At 63.2% G+C, this 17,514-nt stretch carries 18 protein-coding genes; 4 read left to right on the top strand and 14 right to left on the bottom strand.

The window, feature by feature from the left end; all coding sequences use genetic code 11:
- The first annotated feature begins 216 nt into the window (after positions 1-216).
- From ACZCWR_RS32215 to ACZCWR_RS32205, 3 genes are read left to right on the top strand one after another with little or no spacing between them, the layout of a single operon-like run.
- Positions 217-1,206, top strand: a complete 990-nt coding sequence (locus ACZCWR_RS32215; protein WP_487306736.1) for a sugar ABC transporter substrate-binding protein — start codon at positions 217-219, stop codon at positions 1,204-1,206.
- 15 nt (positions 1,207-1,221) lie between these two features.
- Positions 1,222-2,124: a CoA transferase subunit A gene (locus tag ACZCWR_RS32210; RefSeq protein WP_487306735.1), complete on the top strand. Its 903-nt coding sequence runs from the start codon at positions 1,222-1,224 to the stop codon at positions 2,122-2,124.
- Positions 2,121-2,939 (top strand): hypothetical protein, encoded by an 819-nt coding sequence (locus ACZCWR_RS32205; protein WP_487306734.1) that lies wholly within the window; start codon positions 2,121-2,123, stop codon positions 2,937-2,939. Before ACZCWR_RS32210 ends, ACZCWR_RS32205 begins: the two co-directional genes overlap by 4 nt.
- On the opposite strand, the gene ACZCWR_RS32200 is transcribed toward ACZCWR_RS32205, so the two are convergent.
- The 13 genes from ACZCWR_RS32200 to ACZCWR_RS32140 form a co-directional block, all read right to left on the bottom strand.
- Positions 2,936-3,610, bottom strand: coding sequence for an HAD family hydrolase (locus ACZCWR_RS32200; RefSeq protein WP_487306733.1), 675 nt, complete (start codon positions 3,608-3,610; stop codon positions 2,936-2,938). The genes ACZCWR_RS32205 and ACZCWR_RS32200 overlap by 4 nt on opposite strands.
- On the bottom strand, positions 3,607-4,656 hold the full coding sequence (locus tag ACZCWR_RS32195; RefSeq protein ID WP_487306732.1) for a LacI family DNA-binding transcriptional regulator: 1,050 nt from the start codon (positions 4,654-4,656) through the stop codon (positions 3,607-3,609). Before ACZCWR_RS32195 ends, ACZCWR_RS32200 begins: the two co-directional genes overlap by 4 nt.
- A 130-nt stretch (positions 4,657-4,786) precedes the next feature.
- A complete protein-coding gene (locus ACZCWR_RS32190; protein WP_487306731.1) occupies positions 4,787-5,470 on the bottom strand; it encodes a CoA-transferase in 684 nt (227 codons plus the stop codon).
- Between the two features lie 7 nt (positions 5,471-5,477).
- Positions 5,478-6,242: a CoA-transferase subunit beta gene (locus ACZCWR_RS32185; RefSeq protein ID WP_487306730.1), complete on the bottom strand. Its 765-nt coding sequence runs from the start codon at positions 6,240-6,242 to the stop codon at positions 5,478-5,480.
- A complete protein-coding gene (locus ACZCWR_RS32180) occupies positions 6,235-7,164 on the bottom strand; it encodes a CoA transferase subunit A (protein ID WP_487306729.1) in 930 nt (309 codons plus the stop codon). Before ACZCWR_RS32180 ends, ACZCWR_RS32185 begins: the two co-directional genes overlap by 8 nt.
- Positions 7,161-7,931, bottom strand: coding sequence for an ATP-binding cassette domain-containing protein (locus ACZCWR_RS32175; protein WP_487306728.1), 771 nt, complete (start codon positions 7,929-7,931; stop codon positions 7,161-7,163). The genes ACZCWR_RS32180 and ACZCWR_RS32175 overlap by 4 nt, the downstream gene beginning before the upstream one ends.
- A 6-nt stretch (positions 7,932-7,937) precedes the next feature.
- Positions 7,938-8,945: an ABC transporter permease gene (locus ACZCWR_RS32170; protein WP_487306727.1), complete on the bottom strand. Its 1,008-nt coding sequence runs from the start codon at positions 8,943-8,945 to the stop codon at positions 7,938-7,940.
- A gap of 31 nt (positions 8,946-8,976) precedes the next feature.
- A complete protein-coding gene (locus tag ACZCWR_RS32165; RefSeq protein ID WP_487306726.1) occupies positions 8,977-10,125 on the bottom strand; it encodes a CaiB/BaiF CoA transferase family protein in 1,149 nt (382 codons plus the stop codon).
- Positions 10,109-10,765 (bottom strand): DAK2 domain-containing protein, encoded by a 657-nt coding sequence (locus ACZCWR_RS32160; RefSeq protein ID WP_487306725.1) that lies wholly within the window; start codon positions 10,763-10,765, stop codon positions 10,109-10,111. Before ACZCWR_RS32160 ends, ACZCWR_RS32165 begins: the two co-directional genes overlap by 17 nt.
- A gap of 1 nt (position 10,766) precedes the next feature.
- The gene (locus ACZCWR_RS32155; RefSeq protein WP_487306724.1) at positions 10,767-11,771 is read right to left on the bottom strand and encodes a dihydroxyacetone kinase subunit DhaK; all 1,005 of its coding nucleotides are present in this window, start codon (positions 11,769-11,771) and stop codon (positions 10,767-10,769) included.
- Positions 11,772-11,776: 5 nt separating this feature from the next.
- Positions 11,777-13,516, bottom strand: coding sequence for an acetolactate synthase catalytic subunit (locus tag ACZCWR_RS32150; protein ID WP_487306723.1), 1,740 nt, complete (start codon positions 13,514-13,516; stop codon positions 11,777-11,779).
- A gap of 108 nt (positions 13,517-13,624) precedes the next feature.
- Positions 13,625-14,644, bottom strand: a complete 1,020-nt coding sequence (locus ACZCWR_RS32145; protein ID WP_487306722.1) for a hypothetical protein — start codon at positions 14,642-14,644, stop codon at positions 13,625-13,627.
- Between the two features lie 27 nt (positions 14,645-14,671).
- A complete protein-coding gene (locus ACZCWR_RS32140) occupies positions 14,672-16,087 on the bottom strand; it encodes an MFS transporter (protein ID WP_487306721.1) in 1,416 nt (471 codons plus the stop codon).
- Between the two features lie 225 nt (positions 16,088-16,312).
- On the opposite strand from ACZCWR_RS32140, the gene ACZCWR_RS32135 reads away from it, so the two are divergent.
- Positions 16,313-16,756, top strand: coding sequence for a cupin domain-containing protein (locus tag ACZCWR_RS32135; RefSeq protein WP_487306720.1), 444 nt, complete (start codon positions 16,313-16,315; stop codon positions 16,754-16,756).
- Here ACZCWR_RS32135 and ACZCWR_RS32130 read toward each other — a convergent pair.
- Positions 16,746-17,507 carry a 3-oxoacyl-ACP reductase gene (locus tag ACZCWR_RS32130; protein ID WP_487306719.1) on the bottom strand — a complete coding sequence of 254 codons (762 nt, stop codon included), beginning with the start codon at positions 17,505-17,507 and terminating at the stop codon, positions 16,746-16,748. The two genes, ACZCWR_RS32135 and ACZCWR_RS32130, sit on opposite strands and share 11 nt — an antisense overlap.
- Positions 17,508-17,514: the final 7 nt, after the last annotated feature.

Here is a 17,514-nt window from a genome sequence, read left to right as displayed (position 1 = left end):
CAGGGATACACCCAAGAAAAAAGAGCTTGCGCCGGAATAAAAACGTTTCAATAATTCTGACTCATCGAAGGTACGAACGCAACAGGGTTCGCCCGAAGTACGTGCAATGAGCCTGCAAGGCGCGAATCTTTTTCCGGCTCAAACGGCGTTTTCTTAAAACGTTTTAAATTTCAACGCCGGAGACACGGCGCGATCCACGCCTCAGGAGACAACATCATGCCCAGCGATCCCGAAGCACCCGTCAAACGCAGCCGCCGCGACATCCTCAAGCTCGGCGTGGCGGGCGTGATCGCCGCAGCGGGACCGGCGCGCGCGGCATCCGGCGACAAGCTCACCATCGGCGCGATCATCTACGCGCGCGACTCGCAGTTCTGGCAGCAGATCGAGCGCGGCATGCGCGATGCCGCCAAGGCCAACAACGTCGAACTTCTGGTCGGCATGAACCGGCGGCAGTTGCCGGTGGAAAGCCAGCTTGTCGATGACTACATGACCCGCAACGTCGATGCGCTCATCATCCCGCCGCTCGACAAGCAAGGCACCGAAGCCGCCGCGAAACGCGCGAAGGTCAAAGGCATCATGGTCGTGGAATACGACACGCAACTCGCGGACAAGTCCATCGCGAGCCATTCGATCGGCGTGGACAGCTTCGCGCTGGCCTCGGCGGTCGGCAAGCAAATGCACGACTACATCGAGAAGCAACTCAAGGGCACGGCTTCCATCGGCCTGATCTCATTGCCGCCGATGAACGCGAACAGCGCCCCGCGCCGCGACGGCATGATGAAAGCGCTCGCCGATGTGAAGCTCAACGTGGTCGCGGAAGTGTCCGGCAGCACGCCGGAACAAGGCGCCAACGGGCTGGAAAACATTCTTCAGCGCGACCCGCACACGCAGATCGTGTGGGCCTCGAACGCAGGCACGGTGGCGGGCGCGGCGGTGGCGGCGACGCGTTCGAAGGCGCAAGCGCGGCTCTATGGCATCGACATGAGTCAGGAACTCGCGAACATGCTGCTCGACCCGAAAAGCAATCTCGAAGCGGTCGCGGATCAACAACCCTATCGCGTCGGCTATCTCGCGGTCGAAACCGCCGTGAAGGCCAAGCGCGGTTCGAACGAACAACGTTACGTACTCGTGCCGCCCAAGCTCTATACGAAAGAAGACGCGCCGAGCGTGAAGCAATACCTCGATCTCGTGAAATCCCTGTCGTAAATCATCCAAAGCGAAATGACTGCACCAGCAAGCAAGCTAAGAACACTCGATGAAGCCGTCGCGCTCGTGCCCGACGGCGCACGGGTCGCGCTCGGCGGTTTCGCCGTCTATCAGAAGCCGATGGCCTTCGTGCGCGCACTCGCCCGCGCGCGCCGCCGCGATCTCACCATCGTCGGCACGGCCAATAGCTACGATATCGATCTGCTCGCGGGCGCGGGCTGTCTGAAAACGGTCGAGACGTCCTACGTCGGACTGGAAAAATACGGGCTTGCGCGCAACTTCCGGCGTCATGTGGAAAGCGGCGCGTTGAAGGTGGTCGATTATCCTGAGCTTGCGAGTTGGGACCGTTTCCGCGCGAGTCAGGAAGGGCTCGCCTTCTGGCCCGTGAGCTTTCTCGGCGGCAACGACGTGCTCACGCATAACCCGGCTATCAAGTCGTTCGCCTGTCCGATCACCGGCCGACCGATGCAGGCGCTGCCCGCCGCCGAGCCCGATGTCGTCGTGATCCACGCCGTCGCCGCGGACGAGCAAGGCAACGTGATCTTTCCGGCGCACAGGCTGTTGCCGCAGAACGGCGACGTGCTGCTCGCGCGTTCGTGCGAGAAGGTCATCGTGACGGTCGAGAAGATCGTCTCGAAGGCGTTCATCCGCAAGCATGCGCATCTCAACGAAGTGCCGTCGTATCGCACGACTGCGGTAGTGGAAGTGCCTTGGGGCGCGCATCCCACGCCGGTGTTGTCGCGCTATCTCGCCGATGAGCAGCATATGAGCGAATATGTGGAAGCATCGTCGAGCGGGGAAGCATTCGATGCTTACCTTCAGCGCTACGTCATCGAGCCGCACGATCAGCACGATTATCTGGAGCGCGTCGGCGCGGCCCGCCTTGCGCGTCTTTTCGATCTCGAGTCCCTGCTATGAACCCGTCCGCCACCCTTCACGAGACGCTCGCCGTCGTTCTGGCCCGCACCTTCGTCGATGGCGAAGTGGGCTTCACCGGCCTTCTGACGGGCGCTGCCGCCGCTGCATACGGCACGTCGATCCCGCTCGCCGCCATGGAACTCGCACGCCGCACGCACGCGCCGAATCTCACCATTTTGCTTGCAGGGTGTTATCACAATCCCGTGCTCGACGATCTCGAACGTCTGCCCGATTCCGAACACGACGCCCTGCTGCGCGATCTTCCCTGCGAAGCGCAAATGACCAGCCATCCCGGTCCGTGGGTGTTGAAACGTGGCGATGTGCGCTTCGGCTTCAGCAGCGCGGGACAGGTCGATCGCGTGGGCAATATCAACAGCGTGTGCATCGGGCCGCATGACAAGCCGAAGGTGCGGCTCGTCGGGCCTATCCTTCAGCCGGAACACATGACCTTATTCGGCCGCGAATACGTGATGATGCCGCACCACGACCGGCGCAATTTCGTCGAGAAAGTGGACTACGTATCGGGCGTGGGCTATCCGGGCGGGCTGGCGGGACGGCGCGAACTGGGGCTGGATTCGGGCGGTCCGTGCATGGTCGTGACGCCGAAATGCATCTTCGATTTCGATCGTGAAGCGGGCCGCATGAAGGTCGCGTCGATCCATGCGGGCGTGAGCGACGAAGCCTTGCGCGATGCCACCGGCTTCGATCTGGGCGATCTCGGCGGCGTGCCCCGCACTCAATCTCCGAGCGATGAGGAACTGCACATCCTTCGCACGCAAGTCGATCCGCGCAATATTCTCGGACTACGAAATTAACGAAGCGGCAGCGTGTCGATGATGTCCGGCAACTCCGCGAACGCCTTCAGCACACGATCCGAACGCGCCGCCAACCCGGCGCGCGGATCGCCGTAACCGTAGCTCGCCCACGCGAAATAAGCGCCGATATTGCGCGCGAAACCGAGGTCCGCCGCGGTATCGCCGACCATCACGACTTCATTCGGCGCGATGCCGGGAAACGCAGGCGCGATCAGTTGCGTGTATGAAGCCGGATCGGGCTTCTTCGGCACGCCCTGAGGATCGCACACGGCGAAGTCGATGAACGGCGCCAGCCCGTAATGCGCCAGCGCGATATCCACGGATGCAGGCGCCTTGTTGCTCGCGATCACGAGCGCGCGCCCGCTCGCCTTCAGTTGCGCGAGCGCTTCGTTCACGCCCTCGAACAAATGACTATGCGCGATTCCATGCTCACGATAAAGCGCGCGATACGTACTCGCCCATTGTTCGGCATCGCGTGCATGCGGCGTTCCGGCGTTGAGTATCGCCATGGCTTCGGCCATGACCACGCCGGTTTCGATCACCGCCTCGCGCCGCTCGATACTCGGCCGCGCCACGCCGTAATGATCGAACGTATGGTCGATGCAGAACGCGATGGCATCGTGCGTGCCGCATAGCGTGCCGTCGAAATCGAGAATGCAGAGGCGGATCATCGCGCCTTCTTCTTCGATGGAGCCGGGCCCGTCGAACCGCGCACGATGAGCTTCATCGGAAAGAGCACTTGTTTGGCTTTCTTGCGCTTCTTGCGGATACGGTCCATCAGCAAGGCTGCGGCCGCCGCGCCCATGTCGCGCCGCTGAAGCGCGATAGTCGTCAGATCGATGCGCGCATATGAAGCGAGTTCGATATCGTCCAGACCGACGAGCGAGAGATCGCCGGGAATCGAGAGGCCCGCTTCGGACGCGGCATTCATCACGCCAATCGCGCTCATGTCGTTGGCGGCGAGGATAGCCGTGGGACGCTGATCCATCGCGATGAATTCACGCGCCGCGCGATAGCCGCCATCCACCTGATAATTGCCCTGAATGACGAGCGCGGGATCGTTGTCGAGCTTGAGCCGTTCGACCGCGATGCGATACGCATCGAGCCGCTCATCCGCCGTGGTGGATTCCGTTGGCCCGCGAATGAGGCCGATACGCTTGTGCCCGAAACTCACCAGATGTTCGATGGCAGCGGTGATGCCTTCGTGGTTATCCGCGCCGATGTAATCGTCCTGGAACTGGCGCGAACGCCGCTGAAGCAGCACGAACGGCGTGCCCGAGTTGAGCAGTTCGCGCACGAGCGGCGGATCGCAGTATTGCGACAAGAGCACGAGACCGTCCACGCGACGATCGAGCAACACATGCATTTGCGCGATCTGTTTTTCGAGCAGGCCATCGGTATTGCACACGAGCAGGCTGCACGACTCGCGCTCCGCCATGTCTTCCACGCCGCGCAGAAAATCCGGTGACGAAGGGTTGGCGACATCGGCGAGCAACACGCCCAGCGTGAAGGTGCGCTGCATTCTCAGCGCGCGCGCCACGACCGATACGCGATAACCCAGACGGTCGGCGGCTTCCTGAACCTTCAGCCGTGTCGATTCCTTCACGTTGTCCTTGCCTGAAAGCGCATTGGACACGGTGGACAGCGCGACGCCCGCCTCTCGCGCGACATCGTGAATGGAGACTTTCGTTTTGATTGCGGTGGCTTTTTTGACCATTGCATCTTCCATGGTGGCCCGCCGGTGCGCCGCTTCTGTGTCGGCAGACTACCGGTTCATCGTGCCGCCATTATTGCATCTTTGCCACACGGGAAAAAACGTTTTCATTGCGACGCGTCAGAGTGGGTTTTCATAGACGGTTCGCGAGCCGCCGCGTGAGTAAGAACAGCCTGCGCGCGCCGATTTGCTGCAAGTACACATCGTGGGTTTCGGCGTTCGTTTCGATGGCGTCGGGGTCGTGGTCGTAACGTGAATCGCAGGCGCTGGGGTGCGCGCCGTAAGGGACTTCGATCACGCAGGCCACTTCGTCCGCATGCAGTAGCAAGGCGTGCGAATTGCGGCGGATGGTTTCATCGCTGACGATTTGCTCTACTGACACGATCACGCGTCTGGAGGCGCGCGCCAGGGTGGCATCGAATGCGGGATCGCTGTGCGCGTCCAGCACGACATTGCCGTGACAATCCGCCCAATGCGCATGAAGGATCGCCACATCGGGATGCAATGCGGCTGCCACTAAAATCGTCTTGCCGGTGAACGGATCATCGACAGCTTTTATTGCGCGGTCGGCGCTCCGGTCGGTAGAAGGATCGAGCGGCATGAAAGCGAGGCCCGCTGCCGCGGCTTTCAAGCGCGCGCGCAGGACATGTTCGTCGCCGTCCACGATATGCAGATCAGTCTTTCCCTGACGCGCTATCTCACGCACGAGCGCCATCGGCACGCGCTGGTTCTTTCGTCCGCCGATGGCGATTGTCGCGCCATCGCGAATCATGGCGACGGCATCCGTCAACGAACCTACTTTGTGTTGTCGTTCCATGCATGCCTCATGCGCCGAGATAAACGCCTTCGGGATCGATCACCTCGCGCAGCAAGCGCAATTGTTCGTCGCTCGGCGTGGCGAACGTGCCGAGTTCATCTGCGAGGCCGAGTTCGAAACCGCAGCGCGATTGCACATCGTCCACGCTCACGCCGGGATAGAGCGCATCGATCCGCATCCGCACACTCGAAGGATGAAAGCCGAGCACCGCGAGATCGCTGATGACGCGCACCGGTCCCGCGCCCGGCAAACCTGCGGCTTCGCGCGCGCCGGGGCCATCGAGAAAACCCGGCGTCGTGACGTATTGCAAGCGCTCGACGAAACGCCGCTTGTCCAACCGCGCGATCACGACAAAGCGCCCCGCCATGCTTGCTATATCGTTCGCGCCGCCGCTTCCCGGCAACCGCACTTTCGGCGTGCGGTAATCGCCGATCACGGTTGAATTGAGATTGCCGTATGCATCGATTTCCGCCGTGCCGAGAAAGCCCAGATCGATCACGCCGCCTTGCAGCAAGCTCAACGCGTAAGACGTGCCGGCGATCATCGGTGCGCCGTGTGCGAGACGGTAATCGCCGACGCCGCTCGCCAGTTCGCGCGGCTGCGGATCGATGATGCCGGATTCGAACACCAGCTTGACCTCGGGCGCATGCGTGGCCTTCGCAAGATACGCGGCGACCATCGGCAGACCGGTGCCGATAAACGCGACATCGCCATCGCGAATCTCGCGCGCGGCGGCGACCGCCATGTATTCATCGGGCGAAATATCACGCATGACCGCGCTCCGCAGGGGTATAACCGAGCGCGGGATCGACGCGCAAACGCAGCAGCCGCGCCACGCCTATGCGGTCGAGATACGCCCAATGATCGGCGGGCGCCTGCACCCATTCATCGAGAAACGCTTGTGTACTTTGCAGCGTGCGCGAGGCGTCGTAATAGTCCTGAAGATGCGCCTGATCGTGCTGGTAATACCCGAAATTGCCCAGCGGATGCGCGCCGAACGGCGCGTGCACGACCGCATCCACAAGCAAACCGGGCAGCACCGTGAACTCGGGATTGCGCCGGATGATTGCCGTATCGACGATTTCTTCCACCGACACGATCACATGCCGCGCCGCCCGCGCCTGTTCCACGATCACCGATGTCGGCCCGTACAACTGCACGTTGCCCTGCTCGTCCGCACGCGCGGCGTGGATGATCGCCACATCCGGCGTGAGTGGCGACACGGCGAGCACACGCTCGCGCGCATCGAACGGCGATTCGATCAGACGCGACTTCGTTTCTCGCGGCTCGAAGCCGGGCTTCGCGAGAATATCCGTGCCGGACATGGAGCGCATCGGCATGAAAGGCAAGCCCGTTGCCGCCGCGTTCAACCGGTTCACCATGCCGAAGTGACTATGATCCTCGACTTCAATCGAACCGCGCTCCACGCCTTCGGAAAAGCGCCGGCATCGCCCGAAGCCTTCGAACATGAAGTTTGAAAAGTACGCGCGATCCAGCGCATTCGCCGCCGCAAGCAACTCCGCGACCCAGCATTCGGCCACGCCCATCAAGGTGAGATGTTTCACGCCGCGTTTGATGAGCGCGCGCAACAGCGCCATCGGCTGATGCGAATGCGCGAAGCCGCCTGCGGTGATCGACATGCCGTCGCGCAGGGCATCGAGCGCGGCGTCCATCGAAACGAGCTTGCTGCTCATGCAGGCTCCTCGATCCACCGCTCCGTCGCACCCGTGATGAGCGACACGATGGCATCCGCGCTGCCGAGCTTCGAGGTGGACACATCGCCCACTTTCTCGCCGCGCCGCATGACCACCACGCGGTCGCTCATTTCCATCACCATCGGCATGTTGTGCGTGATGAGCACGACCGCCGTGCCTTCGTTGCGAATCTGCCGGACGCTATCCATGGCGCGGCGCGTTTCCTGCACGCCGAGCGCGGCGGTGGGTTCGTCCAGCAGGATCATGGAGCGTTCCCACAGACGCGCGCGCGCCAGCGCCACCGCCTGACGCTGACCGCCGCTCAGGCCCGCGACGTTGGCCGTGGTGCGCGGCACGTTGATCGACAAATCCTTCAGCACATGCGCGGCGCGCCGATGCATCTCACGCTTGGCAAGCATCTTGATCGGCCCGAGCCGCCGCACGATCTCGCGGCCCAGATAGATGTTCTCCGCGACCGTCAGATTGCTGCACAGCCCCAGATCCTGATACACCGTTTCGATGCCGAGATCGCGCGCGATATCGGTATTGTCGAGCGCGACGTTCTTCCCATCGAACTCGATGCCGCCGGACGTGGGCCGCGTCGCACCCGAGAGAATCTTGACGAGCGTGCTCTTGCCCGCGCCGTTGTCGCCGACGAGCGCCACCGTCTCGCCGCGCGAGATGTGAAAATCCACGCCGCGCAGCGCCTCGACCGCGCCATACGACTTGCGGATCTCGCTTGCCTTCATCAAGAAGGAATGGCTCATGATCGCTTACTCCTGGCGCCAGCCGGCGCGACGCAACATGCTCCACCACACGGCCAGAATGATCACCAGACCTTGCGCGATCATGAAGACAATGGGATCGACGCCCATCAGCACCATGCCGTTGCGCAGCGTCGCGACGAACAGCACGCCGAGCACCGTGCCCGCCATGCGTCCCGCGCCGCCCGCGAGCGTCGTGCCGCCGACGATCACCGCCGCGATCACATCCAGTTCCAGCAAATCGCCGACGGACGCGCTGCCGCTGTTCAGGCGCGCGACGAACATCACGCCGCCGAGCGCCGCCAGACATTGCACGATCGCGAACACAGTGATGCGCATGCGATGCACCGGAATGCCGTAGCGCGTGGCCGTCACCGCGTTGCCGCCCAGCGCGTACAAATGCCGTCCGAAGCGCGTGTTCGACAGCGTGAACCATCCGTAGGCGACGACGATCAACGTGAGCAAGATGGGCACCGGCAAGCCGAACAAATGCCCGAACCAGAGCGAGGCCAGCGAATCCGGCAACGGGCCGATATTCGTGCTGTCGCTCACGAGAAACGCGAAGCCGCGCACCGCCGACAACAATCCGATGGTCGTGATGAACGACGGAATGCCCCACAGCACGCGCAGCCCGCCGATGAACATGCCGATCAACGCGGCCACGCCCATCACGCAGACGAAGGCGAGCCACATCGGCATGCCGGCCTTGACGACGAACAGCGCGAACAGCGTGCCCGCGAGACCCACGCTCGCGCCCACCGAGAGATCGATCTCTCCCGCGATGATGACCATCGTCATGCCGACCGCGACGATGGCCGTGACCGACGTTTGCGTGAGGATCGACGATGCGTTGTCGAGGCTCGCGAAATGCGGCGCGATGGCGCTGAACAGCGCGATGAGAATCAGCAAGCCCAGACCCACGCCGATTTCCGTGCGCCAGGTGCCGAGCGTTTCGCGCCATCGTCCCGCTTCGGATGATGAGCGGGAATCGTGAACGGCTCGTTGTGTCGCGTCCAAGATGCGTCTCCTTGCTTCTATTTTTTGCGCGTCAGGCGATGCCCCATCCGCGCAGCACTTCGTCCGTATGCTCGCCGAGCACCGGCGGCGCGCGGCGTATTTCGCCGGGCGTCTCGGAGAGCGATACCGTCACGCCATGCGTCGAATAGCGGCCCGCAATCGGATGATCGATATCGACGATCTGCCCGCGCGCCAGCAATTGCGGATTGGTCACCACTTCGTTCAGCGTCGCGACCTTGGCGCACGGCACGCCTGCACGGTCCATCGCGGCGACGACATCGGCGGCGTTTTGTTTGAGCACCCACGCAGCGACGATATCGCTGATGGCGACCGCGTTTTCCAGCCGCGCGCGTGCGGTGGAAAAACGCGCATCGGCCAGCAGGCCCGGCTGATCCATTGCTTCGACCAGACGCGGGAACAATGCATCCGTGCCTGCCGAGATATAGACGAACGCGCCATCCGCCGAGGGATAACTATTCACCGGCGCGGTGTAGCGGTCCACGTTGCCGCAGCGTTCCATCGCTTCGCCAAGCTGCACTTGCGCGGGAATCGCGGAAATGAGCATGCTGATGGCGCTTTCCAGCAGCGTGGCTTCGACGAGTTGCCCGCGTCCGGTCTGAGTGCGCACGTTGAGCGCCGCCAGCGTGCCGATGGTCGCGTACAGGCCCGATGCGTAGTCCACCATGAACGTGCCCGCCATCATCGGCGGGCCGTCTTGCTGACCGGTGATGCTCATGAGGCCGCTCATGGCCTGCGCGATGGCATCGAAACACGGACGCTGCGAGAGCGGCCCCGTCTGCCCGAAACCGGAGATGCGCACCATCACCAGACGCGGATTCAGCGCATGCAGCGTGTCCCAGCCGCAGCCCATTTTCTCCATCGTGCCGGGACGAAAGTTTTCGATCAGCACGTCCGCTTTCGCGATCAACTTGCGCAAGGTTTCCTGATCCTTCGGATTCCGAAAATCGAGCGTGAGGCTGCGCTTGTTGCGGTTGAAGCTCATGAAATACAGGCTCTCGCCGTTGAGCTGCGGCAAGTTCTGACGCGTTTCCTCGCCCTTGCCCGCGCGCTCGACCTTCACGACATCCGCGCCCAGGTCCGCAAGCTGCATGGCGCAGAACGGTCCCGCGATGAAGCGCGACAGATCGAGTACCTTGATACCTTCAAGCGCGCCTGCCATCTGTTTCCTCACTGTCTTTTTCGTGGATGAAGACATCGCCGCCCGCCGCGTGCAGCAGATGCGCGAACGCCACCATGCCGGGATCGTCCATGCCGATTGAACGTTCCGCGAACATGCGCGCCCGGCCGATGCGGTTCGGACGCGTGCGAAACGTGTCGAGCGTGGCATCGACGGCGCGCGTTGCTGCGGCGTATTGCGTCGCGCTGCCGGTTGCATCGGCGATGGCCGCGCGCACCGCATCGAGCGGATCGAGCACGGTCTTGTCGCCGAGCGATGCGCCGCCGCGTGCGATCAGGGCATCGAGCACGTTCTTGAGCAACGCGGGCATCTGCACCGCTTCTATCGACGACGAACCCGCCGTGAATTTCGCGCACGCGACGAACGCCACGCCGAGCAAGGTGCCGAAGCTCGAACCGGAGGCGCGCGCACAGGCCATCGCGCAGGCTTTGAATACAGCATCGACGGACGATGCAGGTTGTTCCAGCGCCGCGAGAATATTCGCCGCGCACTTCTGCAAGGTCGCGCCGAGGTCGCCATCGCCGAGCTTGCCGTCCAGCTCGTTCAGTTCGGCGGCGAAGGTATCGACCTGTGACGCGCTGCGCCGCAGGATCGTGGTCAATGCTTCGACTGTGATCGCCATGTCAGAGCGCGCTCCAGTACGGACACTTCGCGGGCGCGGCGAGCAGCGCTTCGAGTTCGCTGTCCAGTCGGCACAGCGACAAGGACGCACCGGCCATTTCCATTGACGTCGCATAGCGGCCGACGCGCGGCATCGCAATGGTGATGCCCTGCTCCTTCAAACGCCCGCTGACGCGCGCATAGAGAATGTACAGTTCTTCGAGCGGCGTCGCGCCGAGCGAATTGACGAGCACCGATACGCGCTCGCCTCGGCCGATGCCCGCATCGTCGATCAGACGCGCGAGCATGTCGTCGGCGACTTCATCCGCGCTCTTGAGCGGACCGCGCACGATGCCCGGCTCGCCGTGTATGCCCATGCCGATTTCCATCTCGCCCTCGCCGATGCCGAAGGTCGGCTTGCCCGCTTCCGGCACGGTACACGGCGTGAGCGCAACGCCGATGGTCACGGTCGCATCGACCGTCTTTTGCGCGATGGCGGCGACATCGGTGAGACTCGCGCCATCTTGTTCGGCCTTCGCGCCCGCGATCTTGTACGGATAGATCAGCCCCGCGACGCCGCGACGCTTCTCGCGCTCCGCACGCGCCGCGCTGCCGACGTCATCCGCGACGAGCACGGTTTTCGTCGGAATGTCCTCCATTTCCAGCATTTCGGCGGCCATGTTGAAGTTCATCTTGTCGCCGCCGTAATTGCCGTACAGCAGCAGCACGCCGCGTCCGCCGTTGGCTGCTTTCGCCGCTTCCATGCAATCGAGCACGCTCGGTCCGGCGAACACGTTGCCGACGGAACAGGCATCCAGCAGACCTTCGCCGACATAACCCGTGAAGGTCGGCAGATGCCCCGAGCCGCCGCCCGACACGACACCGACCTTGCCCTCGCGCATGCCGCCCGCGCGCGCGATCACGCGTCCGGTTTCGCCCAGTTGACGGTAGATATGCGGATGCGCCGCGCACAGTCCGGCGAGCGCTTCGCCGGCGTAGGCATCCGGCTTGTTCAGGAGTTTTTTCATCGTGTTCAGCCTCCCAGTGCGTTCTGCCCTTCGAACATGGTGACCGGCGGATACGCGTTTTGATCGGTCACGACATCGATCACGGTCACGCCGTCGAACGCGCAGGCGGTCTTCAACGCAGGCAGGAAATCAGCCGGATTTTCGATGCGCACGCCTTCGCATCCACACGCCCTGGCGATAGCCGCGTGATCCACGGGCTCGAAATCGCAGGCGTCGGTGTAGTCGTCGAAGATGACTTTCTCGGCGTGTTTCTCGTAGCCGAGAATCTGGTTGTTCAGCACGATCAGCACGAGATTGAGCTTCATGCGGCGCGCGGTTTCCAGTTCCGACCAGACGTGGCCGAAGCCGCCATCGCCTGCGAGTGCCACGACCGTCGAATCGGGACGCGCGACCTTCGCGCCAATGGCATACGGCAAGCCCCAGCCCAACCCGGCCAGCCCGCGCGGCGTCACGAAACGCATGCCCGCCGCGCGCGCCTTCAGAAAGTTCGCGACCCAGATCGACGAATAGCTCGCGTCCGCGACCACCACCATGTCTTCGGTCAGCACGGTGTCGAGATCGGCCATCAGACGTTCGGGGCGCACCGGCGCGGCGTTCAGATCGACGGCCTGCTTCATGTCGGCTTGCCATGCTTCGTGCGCCGCCGAAATCTTTTGCGCGATGTGCGGGCGGGCGGCGTGACGGGCGCTCAGGTCGCGCGTTTTCAGGGCATCGGTGAGGGCGGCAAGCGTGAGCTTCGCATCGCCAACGAGGCGCAGTGCATCGTAATTGCGGCCCACTTCCTGACCGTCGATGTCGAGATGGATATACCGCGCATTCTGCGGATACAGCTTCCAGCTATCCGTGCCGTTCTGGTTCGTGCGATTGCCGATCAGCATCACGACATCGGCCTGTTCCACCATCTCGCGCAGATGCTTCGTGCGCCCGCGCGTGCCCATGAAGTAACCGACCACGCCGAGCGACAACTCGTGTGTCTCGCTGACGCTGCCCTTGCCCATCGCCGTGGTGCCGACCGGCAATGACGCGGCTTCCTGCAAGGCCGCGAGCTCCTGCGCCGCGTCCGACACGTGCACGCCGCCGCCCGCGATGATGAGCGGCGCCTTCGCGTTGGCAAGCAAATCAGCCGCCGCCGCGACCGATGCCGGGTCCGCCACGCAGCGATCCAGCGGAAACGTGCCGAGATTCGACGCATGCTTGCGCGGCACGATGGCCGCTGGCTCGTTGAACAGATCGATCGGCACGATCAGCACGACCGGACCCGGACGTCCCGACGCCGCCGCGGTAAAGGCCATGTCCACGTAATCGTCGATGCGATCCGCCTCGGTCACGCGCCGCGTCCACTTCGACACGCCCTTGAACAGTTCGAGGTGATCGAGTTCCTGAAACGCGTTCTTGTCCGTCTGCTTGCGATGCACGTCCTGCACGATGGCGACGACCGGCACGGACGCCTTCAACGCTTCCGCGAGACCGGCCACCAGCAGCGTCGCCGCCGGGCCGTTCTGCGCGGTCACCACCGACACTTTGTGCGAGAGGCGCGCGTAGGCATCGGCCATGTAGGAACCCGCATTCTCGGCGCGATAGCCGATCTGGCGGATGCCGCAGTGCTTCGTCGCCAGGAAAAGCGCGGCCGGAATGGCCTGACCGAAGATCACTTCGACGCCGTGACGCTTGAGCGCCGCTGCCATCGCATGCGCGACGGTTTGCGGCTGCGCCACTGCCGCGACTTCTCCACGATTCACCTGCATGACCCCTCCTGAATATTCATTGACCACTTCAATCTAGCATGAAAACGTTTCTATAAAAACGTTTTTATTTGATGATATCGAAGGGCACGTTGACCCTTCTTTACAGTGTTATTTCCCGACGATGCCCGAAGCCCAGCCCACGGTAGTGAGCCGCTGATCGGAGGCGCGGCGCGCCCACACTTCCAGTTCCACCTTGAGCTTTCCGCCGCTGATTTCCGTGATTTCCGTGACCACGCCCGACAATTCGATCGGATCGAACACCTGCAAGGGCGACACGAACTTGACCTTGAACCAGCCATCGGTAAAGAACGATGCACCGAACGCGCGCGCCATGACTTCGCCGATCAGACCCGCCTGCTGCTGGCCCTGCACGATGAGCGTCGGCAACTCGCCCGCCCGCGCGATTCGCAGATCGTTATGAATGTTGTGCACGTATTCGCCGATGCGCGAAAACACCGCCGCCTGTTCCGCCGTGATGGTCTTGAGCGTGGGCGCGAGCACATCGCCCACGCGCACATCGCGCGTGATCGTATCGATGCGGCGCGCATCGCTGCTCACTTCGCCGGTCACGCGCTTTTCGGGCTTCTCGCTGCCGCGTCCCGCGATCTTGCCCGGCACCGTGCGCAGAATCTCCACGCCGCGATGCCGCACGATGCTGCGTCCGTCTTCACCCGTGGCCTGCGCTTCCATCACGACATAACCTTGCCCGCGACGCTCGTACGCTTCCACATAAGTGCCCTTCATCGTGACGCGTTCGCCGAGTTTCGCGGGGCTGTCGAACCACATCTGTTCCTCGGTATGAAAACCCACCGTCTTGCTGGCGCGATAACGCGTGGTGAACAGTTGCACGAGATCGTTGCCGAGCAGACACGGCTGGCCGATGCGCGCGCCATCGAAGGGACTCGCGCCATCCGTCAGATACCACGGCGAATAATCGTCCTGCGTGAAGGAGAAGCGCTTGATCTTGTGGTCATCGACGGTGATCGTCACCGGGCCGAGCGCTTCGGGAATGTCGAGGTTCTCGAACACCGGCTCTTTCAAACCCGCTTCGAGATCGTCCACGCCGATTGCGCGGCGCGGGTCGGTCAGATCGCGCCACGGGCGCTCCGTGTTGGTCGTGTCAGTCATCGTTCTGATGTCTCCGCTAGGTCGGGTTCAGCGCGCGATGGTCTCGCGCTCGTCGTGATCGAGCTTGGTGAGATCGGCGCGATTCGTCTCCGGCGCGATGAACGCGCACGCCGCGCCGATCAGGCACGTGACCGCCGTGATCGCGGCGATCGGCCACGGATCGCCCTTCGACCACACGAGCAACGCGGCGGAGGCCATCGGCCACAAGCCCACGAGAATGCTCGGAATCTGCGCCGCAAGCGAAATGCCGGTGTAGCGCACCTTCGTCCCGAACAGCTCCGAGAAGAAGCTCGGCTCGACCGCATACGTAGCGCCGACGCCGACCGTGTACGCGATGAAGTACGCGAGGTACACCATCGGAATGTTGCCCGACTTGAGAATCCAGAAGAACGGGAAGATGAACAGGATGCCCGTCACCGCGCCGATGATGAACGTGCCGCGCCGCCCGATCTTGTCCGAGAGCGCGCCGAAGAAGTAATACGTGAACGCGCCGCCCGCCGCCGCCAGCGTGCCGGCCCAGAGAATGTGCGTGTTCGGCACCGTCGTGTAATGGCTCGCATAGGCCAGACCGATGGTCAGGATGATGTAGCCGAAGAACGCCTCGCCCAGACGCATGCCCATGGCGAGCAGCAGCGGCTTGTAGAAGTGACGCAGCACGAGCGAGAGCGGCAGTTTCGTATCGACCGGTTCCTTGCGCGTCATGTCGCCTGCGTGCTTCTTTTTCGCCGCCTCTTGTGCCGCGAGGAACGCAGGCGTTTCGGTCAGCCGAAAACGGATGAACAACCCCACCAGCACGAGCACGATGGAGAACAGGAACGGCACGCGCCAGCCCCACGCGAGCATGTCCTCACGCGGCATGCGCGAGACCAGCGCGAACACGCCCGTCGCGGCCACGAGGCCGATGGCGTTGCCGATCTGCGGCACGCTGCCGAACACGCCGCGCTTGCCCGGCGGTGCGTATTCGACCGCGACCAGCGCCGCACCGCCCCACTCGCCGCCTACGCCGAAGCCCTGACACAGCCGCAACACGACGAGCAGGATCGGCGCCCACAGCCCGATGCTCTGCGTCGTCGGCAAGAGTCCGATGAGGAAGGTGGACAAGCCCATCGTCATGAAGGTGATGACGAGCGCTTTCTTGCGCCCGAAGCGGTCGCCGATATCGCCGAAGATGATGCCGCCCAGCGGCCGCACGAAGAAGCCCACGCCGAACACGGCGAAAGCCTTGATCGCGCCGATCATCGGATCGGTGCCGGGGAAAAAGAGTTCGCCGAACACGAGCGTCGAGGCTGTCGCGAAGATGAAGTAGTCGTACCACTCCACTGCTGTCCCGACCAGACTCGCGAAGACCGCGCGCCGGACGAGCGCGGCGCGCTCTTCCGCTGTGCCCGGAAGCAGTGTTTCGCCGGTTGTCAGCCCGGCCGCCCCATCGAATGATTTGTCCACGTGCTCCTCCTCAATGCCTTGTTGGTCTATGCAATTCGCGGCAGACGCGAACCGATGCGCAAGGCGATGCGGGACAGGCAAGCCACCTTGCTTTCAGGACTCAACGATAAACATAAAAACGTTTCTACGAAACGTTTTTATTCGAGGACTGGGGTAATTACCGAGAAACCGCGCCGGGTGTATTCTGCGTGTTCCCCGCCATCGGCGCTCATTGTCGGAGAAGCGATGAACACCCGTGCAACCACGCCTGAATTAGCCGCCTGCAGATTGGTGCAGGCCGGAGCCGAATTCGAAGGCAAGCAAGGACTGACCTACGCGGTCGGCATCTCAGCCGAGAGCGTCGGCGCGAAGCACGTGCATCTGCAACTCGCGACCATTCCGCCGGGTGCGCGCGCGAAGGCGCATTTGCATGCGCAGCACGAGACCGCCATCTATCAGATGAGCGGCATCTCGGGATGCTGGTATGGCGAGCGGCTGGAGCACCACGTGACGGTTCGCGCGGGCGATTTCTTCTACATTCCGGCGGGCGTGCCGCATGTGCCGTATAACGCGAGCGCGGATGAACCGTGCGTCGCGGTGATCGCGCGGACCGATCCGAACGAGCAAGAGAGCGTCACCATGCGGCCGGACCTTGACGCGCTACCGAATTGGGCCAGCGTCAGCCCTTGACCAACCCGCCATCGACGACGAGATTCTGGCCCGTCACCGCGCGCGCCCACGGCGAGAGGAAGAACAACACGGCGTCGGCGAATTCGGCGGGCGTCGTGACGCGGCGCAGCGGCGTGAAACCCGCGACCATGTCGAACACGGCTTCGGGCGTCGCGCTGCTGGCGTCGGTCGTGCGCAGCAATCCGCCCGACACCATGTTCACCGTGATGCCATCAGCCCCGAGATCGTTCGATGCGGTTCTCGTCAGCGCCAGCAAAGCCGCTTTCGCCGCCGTGTAATCGTGATACGGCACGACGGGGTTCTGAAAAAGATTGGTCCCGACATTCACGATGCGCCCGAAACCGGCTTCGCGCATGGCGGGCAGCGCGGCCTGAATCGTGTTGAGCGCGCCCTTCAACGCGCCGTCGATCTGCTGCTGAAAGCGCGTCCATTCGATCTCGCCGATCTTCGGGCGCGCATCGCCATCGAAGCTGAAATCGGCGAGCGCGTTGTTCACTACGGCGTGTATGGGACGGCCGGTTTTCGCGCGCGCTTCATCGAAAAGACGTGCGACTGAAGAAGGATCGGTGATGTCGGCCTGCACGGCGACCACGCGCGAACCGAGCCGCTCGACCAGCGCGTGAGCCTGCGCATCGCTGCGACGATAGTTGATGACCACGCCCGCGCCTTCGCGTGCGAGCGCTTCGGTAATCGCCGCGCCAAGGCCGCGCGCGCCGCCGGTGACGAGTACGTTTTGTTCGGACAGCAGCATGGGTTCT

Source organism: Caballeronia sp. A2-2, from assembly GCF_057612605.2.
The sequence above is the reverse complement of the archived record's forward strand: the minus strand, read 5'-3'. Positions and strand labels throughout refer to the sequence as shown.

Excerpts from the sequence above, each read along its gene's own strand:
- ACZCWR_RS32215 (WP_487306736.1), top strand. The coding sequence starts at position 217 with ATGCCCAGCGATCCCGAAGCACCCGTCAAACGCAGCCGCCGCGACATC.
- ACZCWR_RS32210 (WP_487306735.1), top strand. The coding sequence starts at position 1,222 with ATGACTGCACCAGCAAGCAAGCTAAGAACACTCGATGAAGCCGTCGCG.
- ACZCWR_RS32205 (WP_487306734.1), top strand. The coding sequence starts at position 2,121 with ATGAACCCGTCCGCCACCCTTCACGAGACGCTCGCCGTCGTTCTGGCC.
- ACZCWR_RS32200 (WP_487306733.1), bottom strand. The coding sequence starts at position 3,610 with ATGATCCGCCTCTGCATTCTCGATTTCGACGGCACGCTATGCGGCACG.
- ACZCWR_RS32195 (WP_487306732.1), bottom strand. The coding sequence starts at position 4,656 with ATGGTCAAAAAAGCCACCGCAATCAAAACGAAAGTCTCCATTCACGAT.
- ACZCWR_RS32190 (WP_487306731.1), bottom strand. The coding sequence starts at position 5,470 with ATGGAACGACAACACAAAGTAGGTTCGTTGACGGATGCCGTCGCCATG.
- ACZCWR_RS32185 (WP_487306730.1), bottom strand. The coding sequence starts at position 6,242 with ATGCGTGATATTTCGCCCGATGAATACATGGCGGTCGCCGCCGCGCGC.
- ACZCWR_RS32180 (WP_487306729.1), bottom strand. The coding sequence starts at position 7,164 with ATGAGCAGCAAGCTCGTTTCGATGGACGCCGCGCTCGATGCCCTGCGC.
- ACZCWR_RS32175 (WP_487306728.1), bottom strand. The coding sequence starts at position 7,931 with ATGAGCCATTCCTTCTTGATGAAGGCAAGCGAGATCCGCAAGTCGTAT.
- ACZCWR_RS32165 (WP_487306726.1), bottom strand. The coding sequence starts at position 10,125 with ATGGCAGGCGCGCTTGAAGGTATCAAGGTACTCGATCTGTCGCGCTTC.
- ACZCWR_RS32160 (WP_487306725.1), bottom strand. The coding sequence starts at position 10,765 with ATGGCGATCACAGTCGAAGCATTGACCACGATCCTGCGGCGCAGCGCG.
- ACZCWR_RS32155 (WP_487306724.1), bottom strand. The coding sequence starts at position 11,771 with ATGAAAAAACTCCTGAACAAGCCGGATGCCTACGCCGGCGAAGCGCTC.
- ACZCWR_RS32150 (WP_487306723.1), bottom strand. The coding sequence starts at position 13,516 with ATGCAGGTGAATCGTGGAGAAGTCGCGGCAGTGGCGCAGCCGCAAACC.
- ACZCWR_RS32145 (WP_487306722.1), bottom strand. The coding sequence starts at position 14,644 with ATGACTGACACGACCAACACGGAGCGCCCGTGGCGCGATCTGACCGAC.
- ACZCWR_RS32135 (WP_487306720.1), top strand. The coding sequence starts at position 16,313 with ATGAACACCCGTGCAACCACGCCTGAATTAGCCGCCTGCAGATTGGTG.
- ACZCWR_RS32130 (WP_487306719.1), bottom strand. The coding sequence starts at position 17,507 with ATGCTGCTGTCCGAACAAAACGTACTCGTCACCGGCGGCGCGCGCGGC.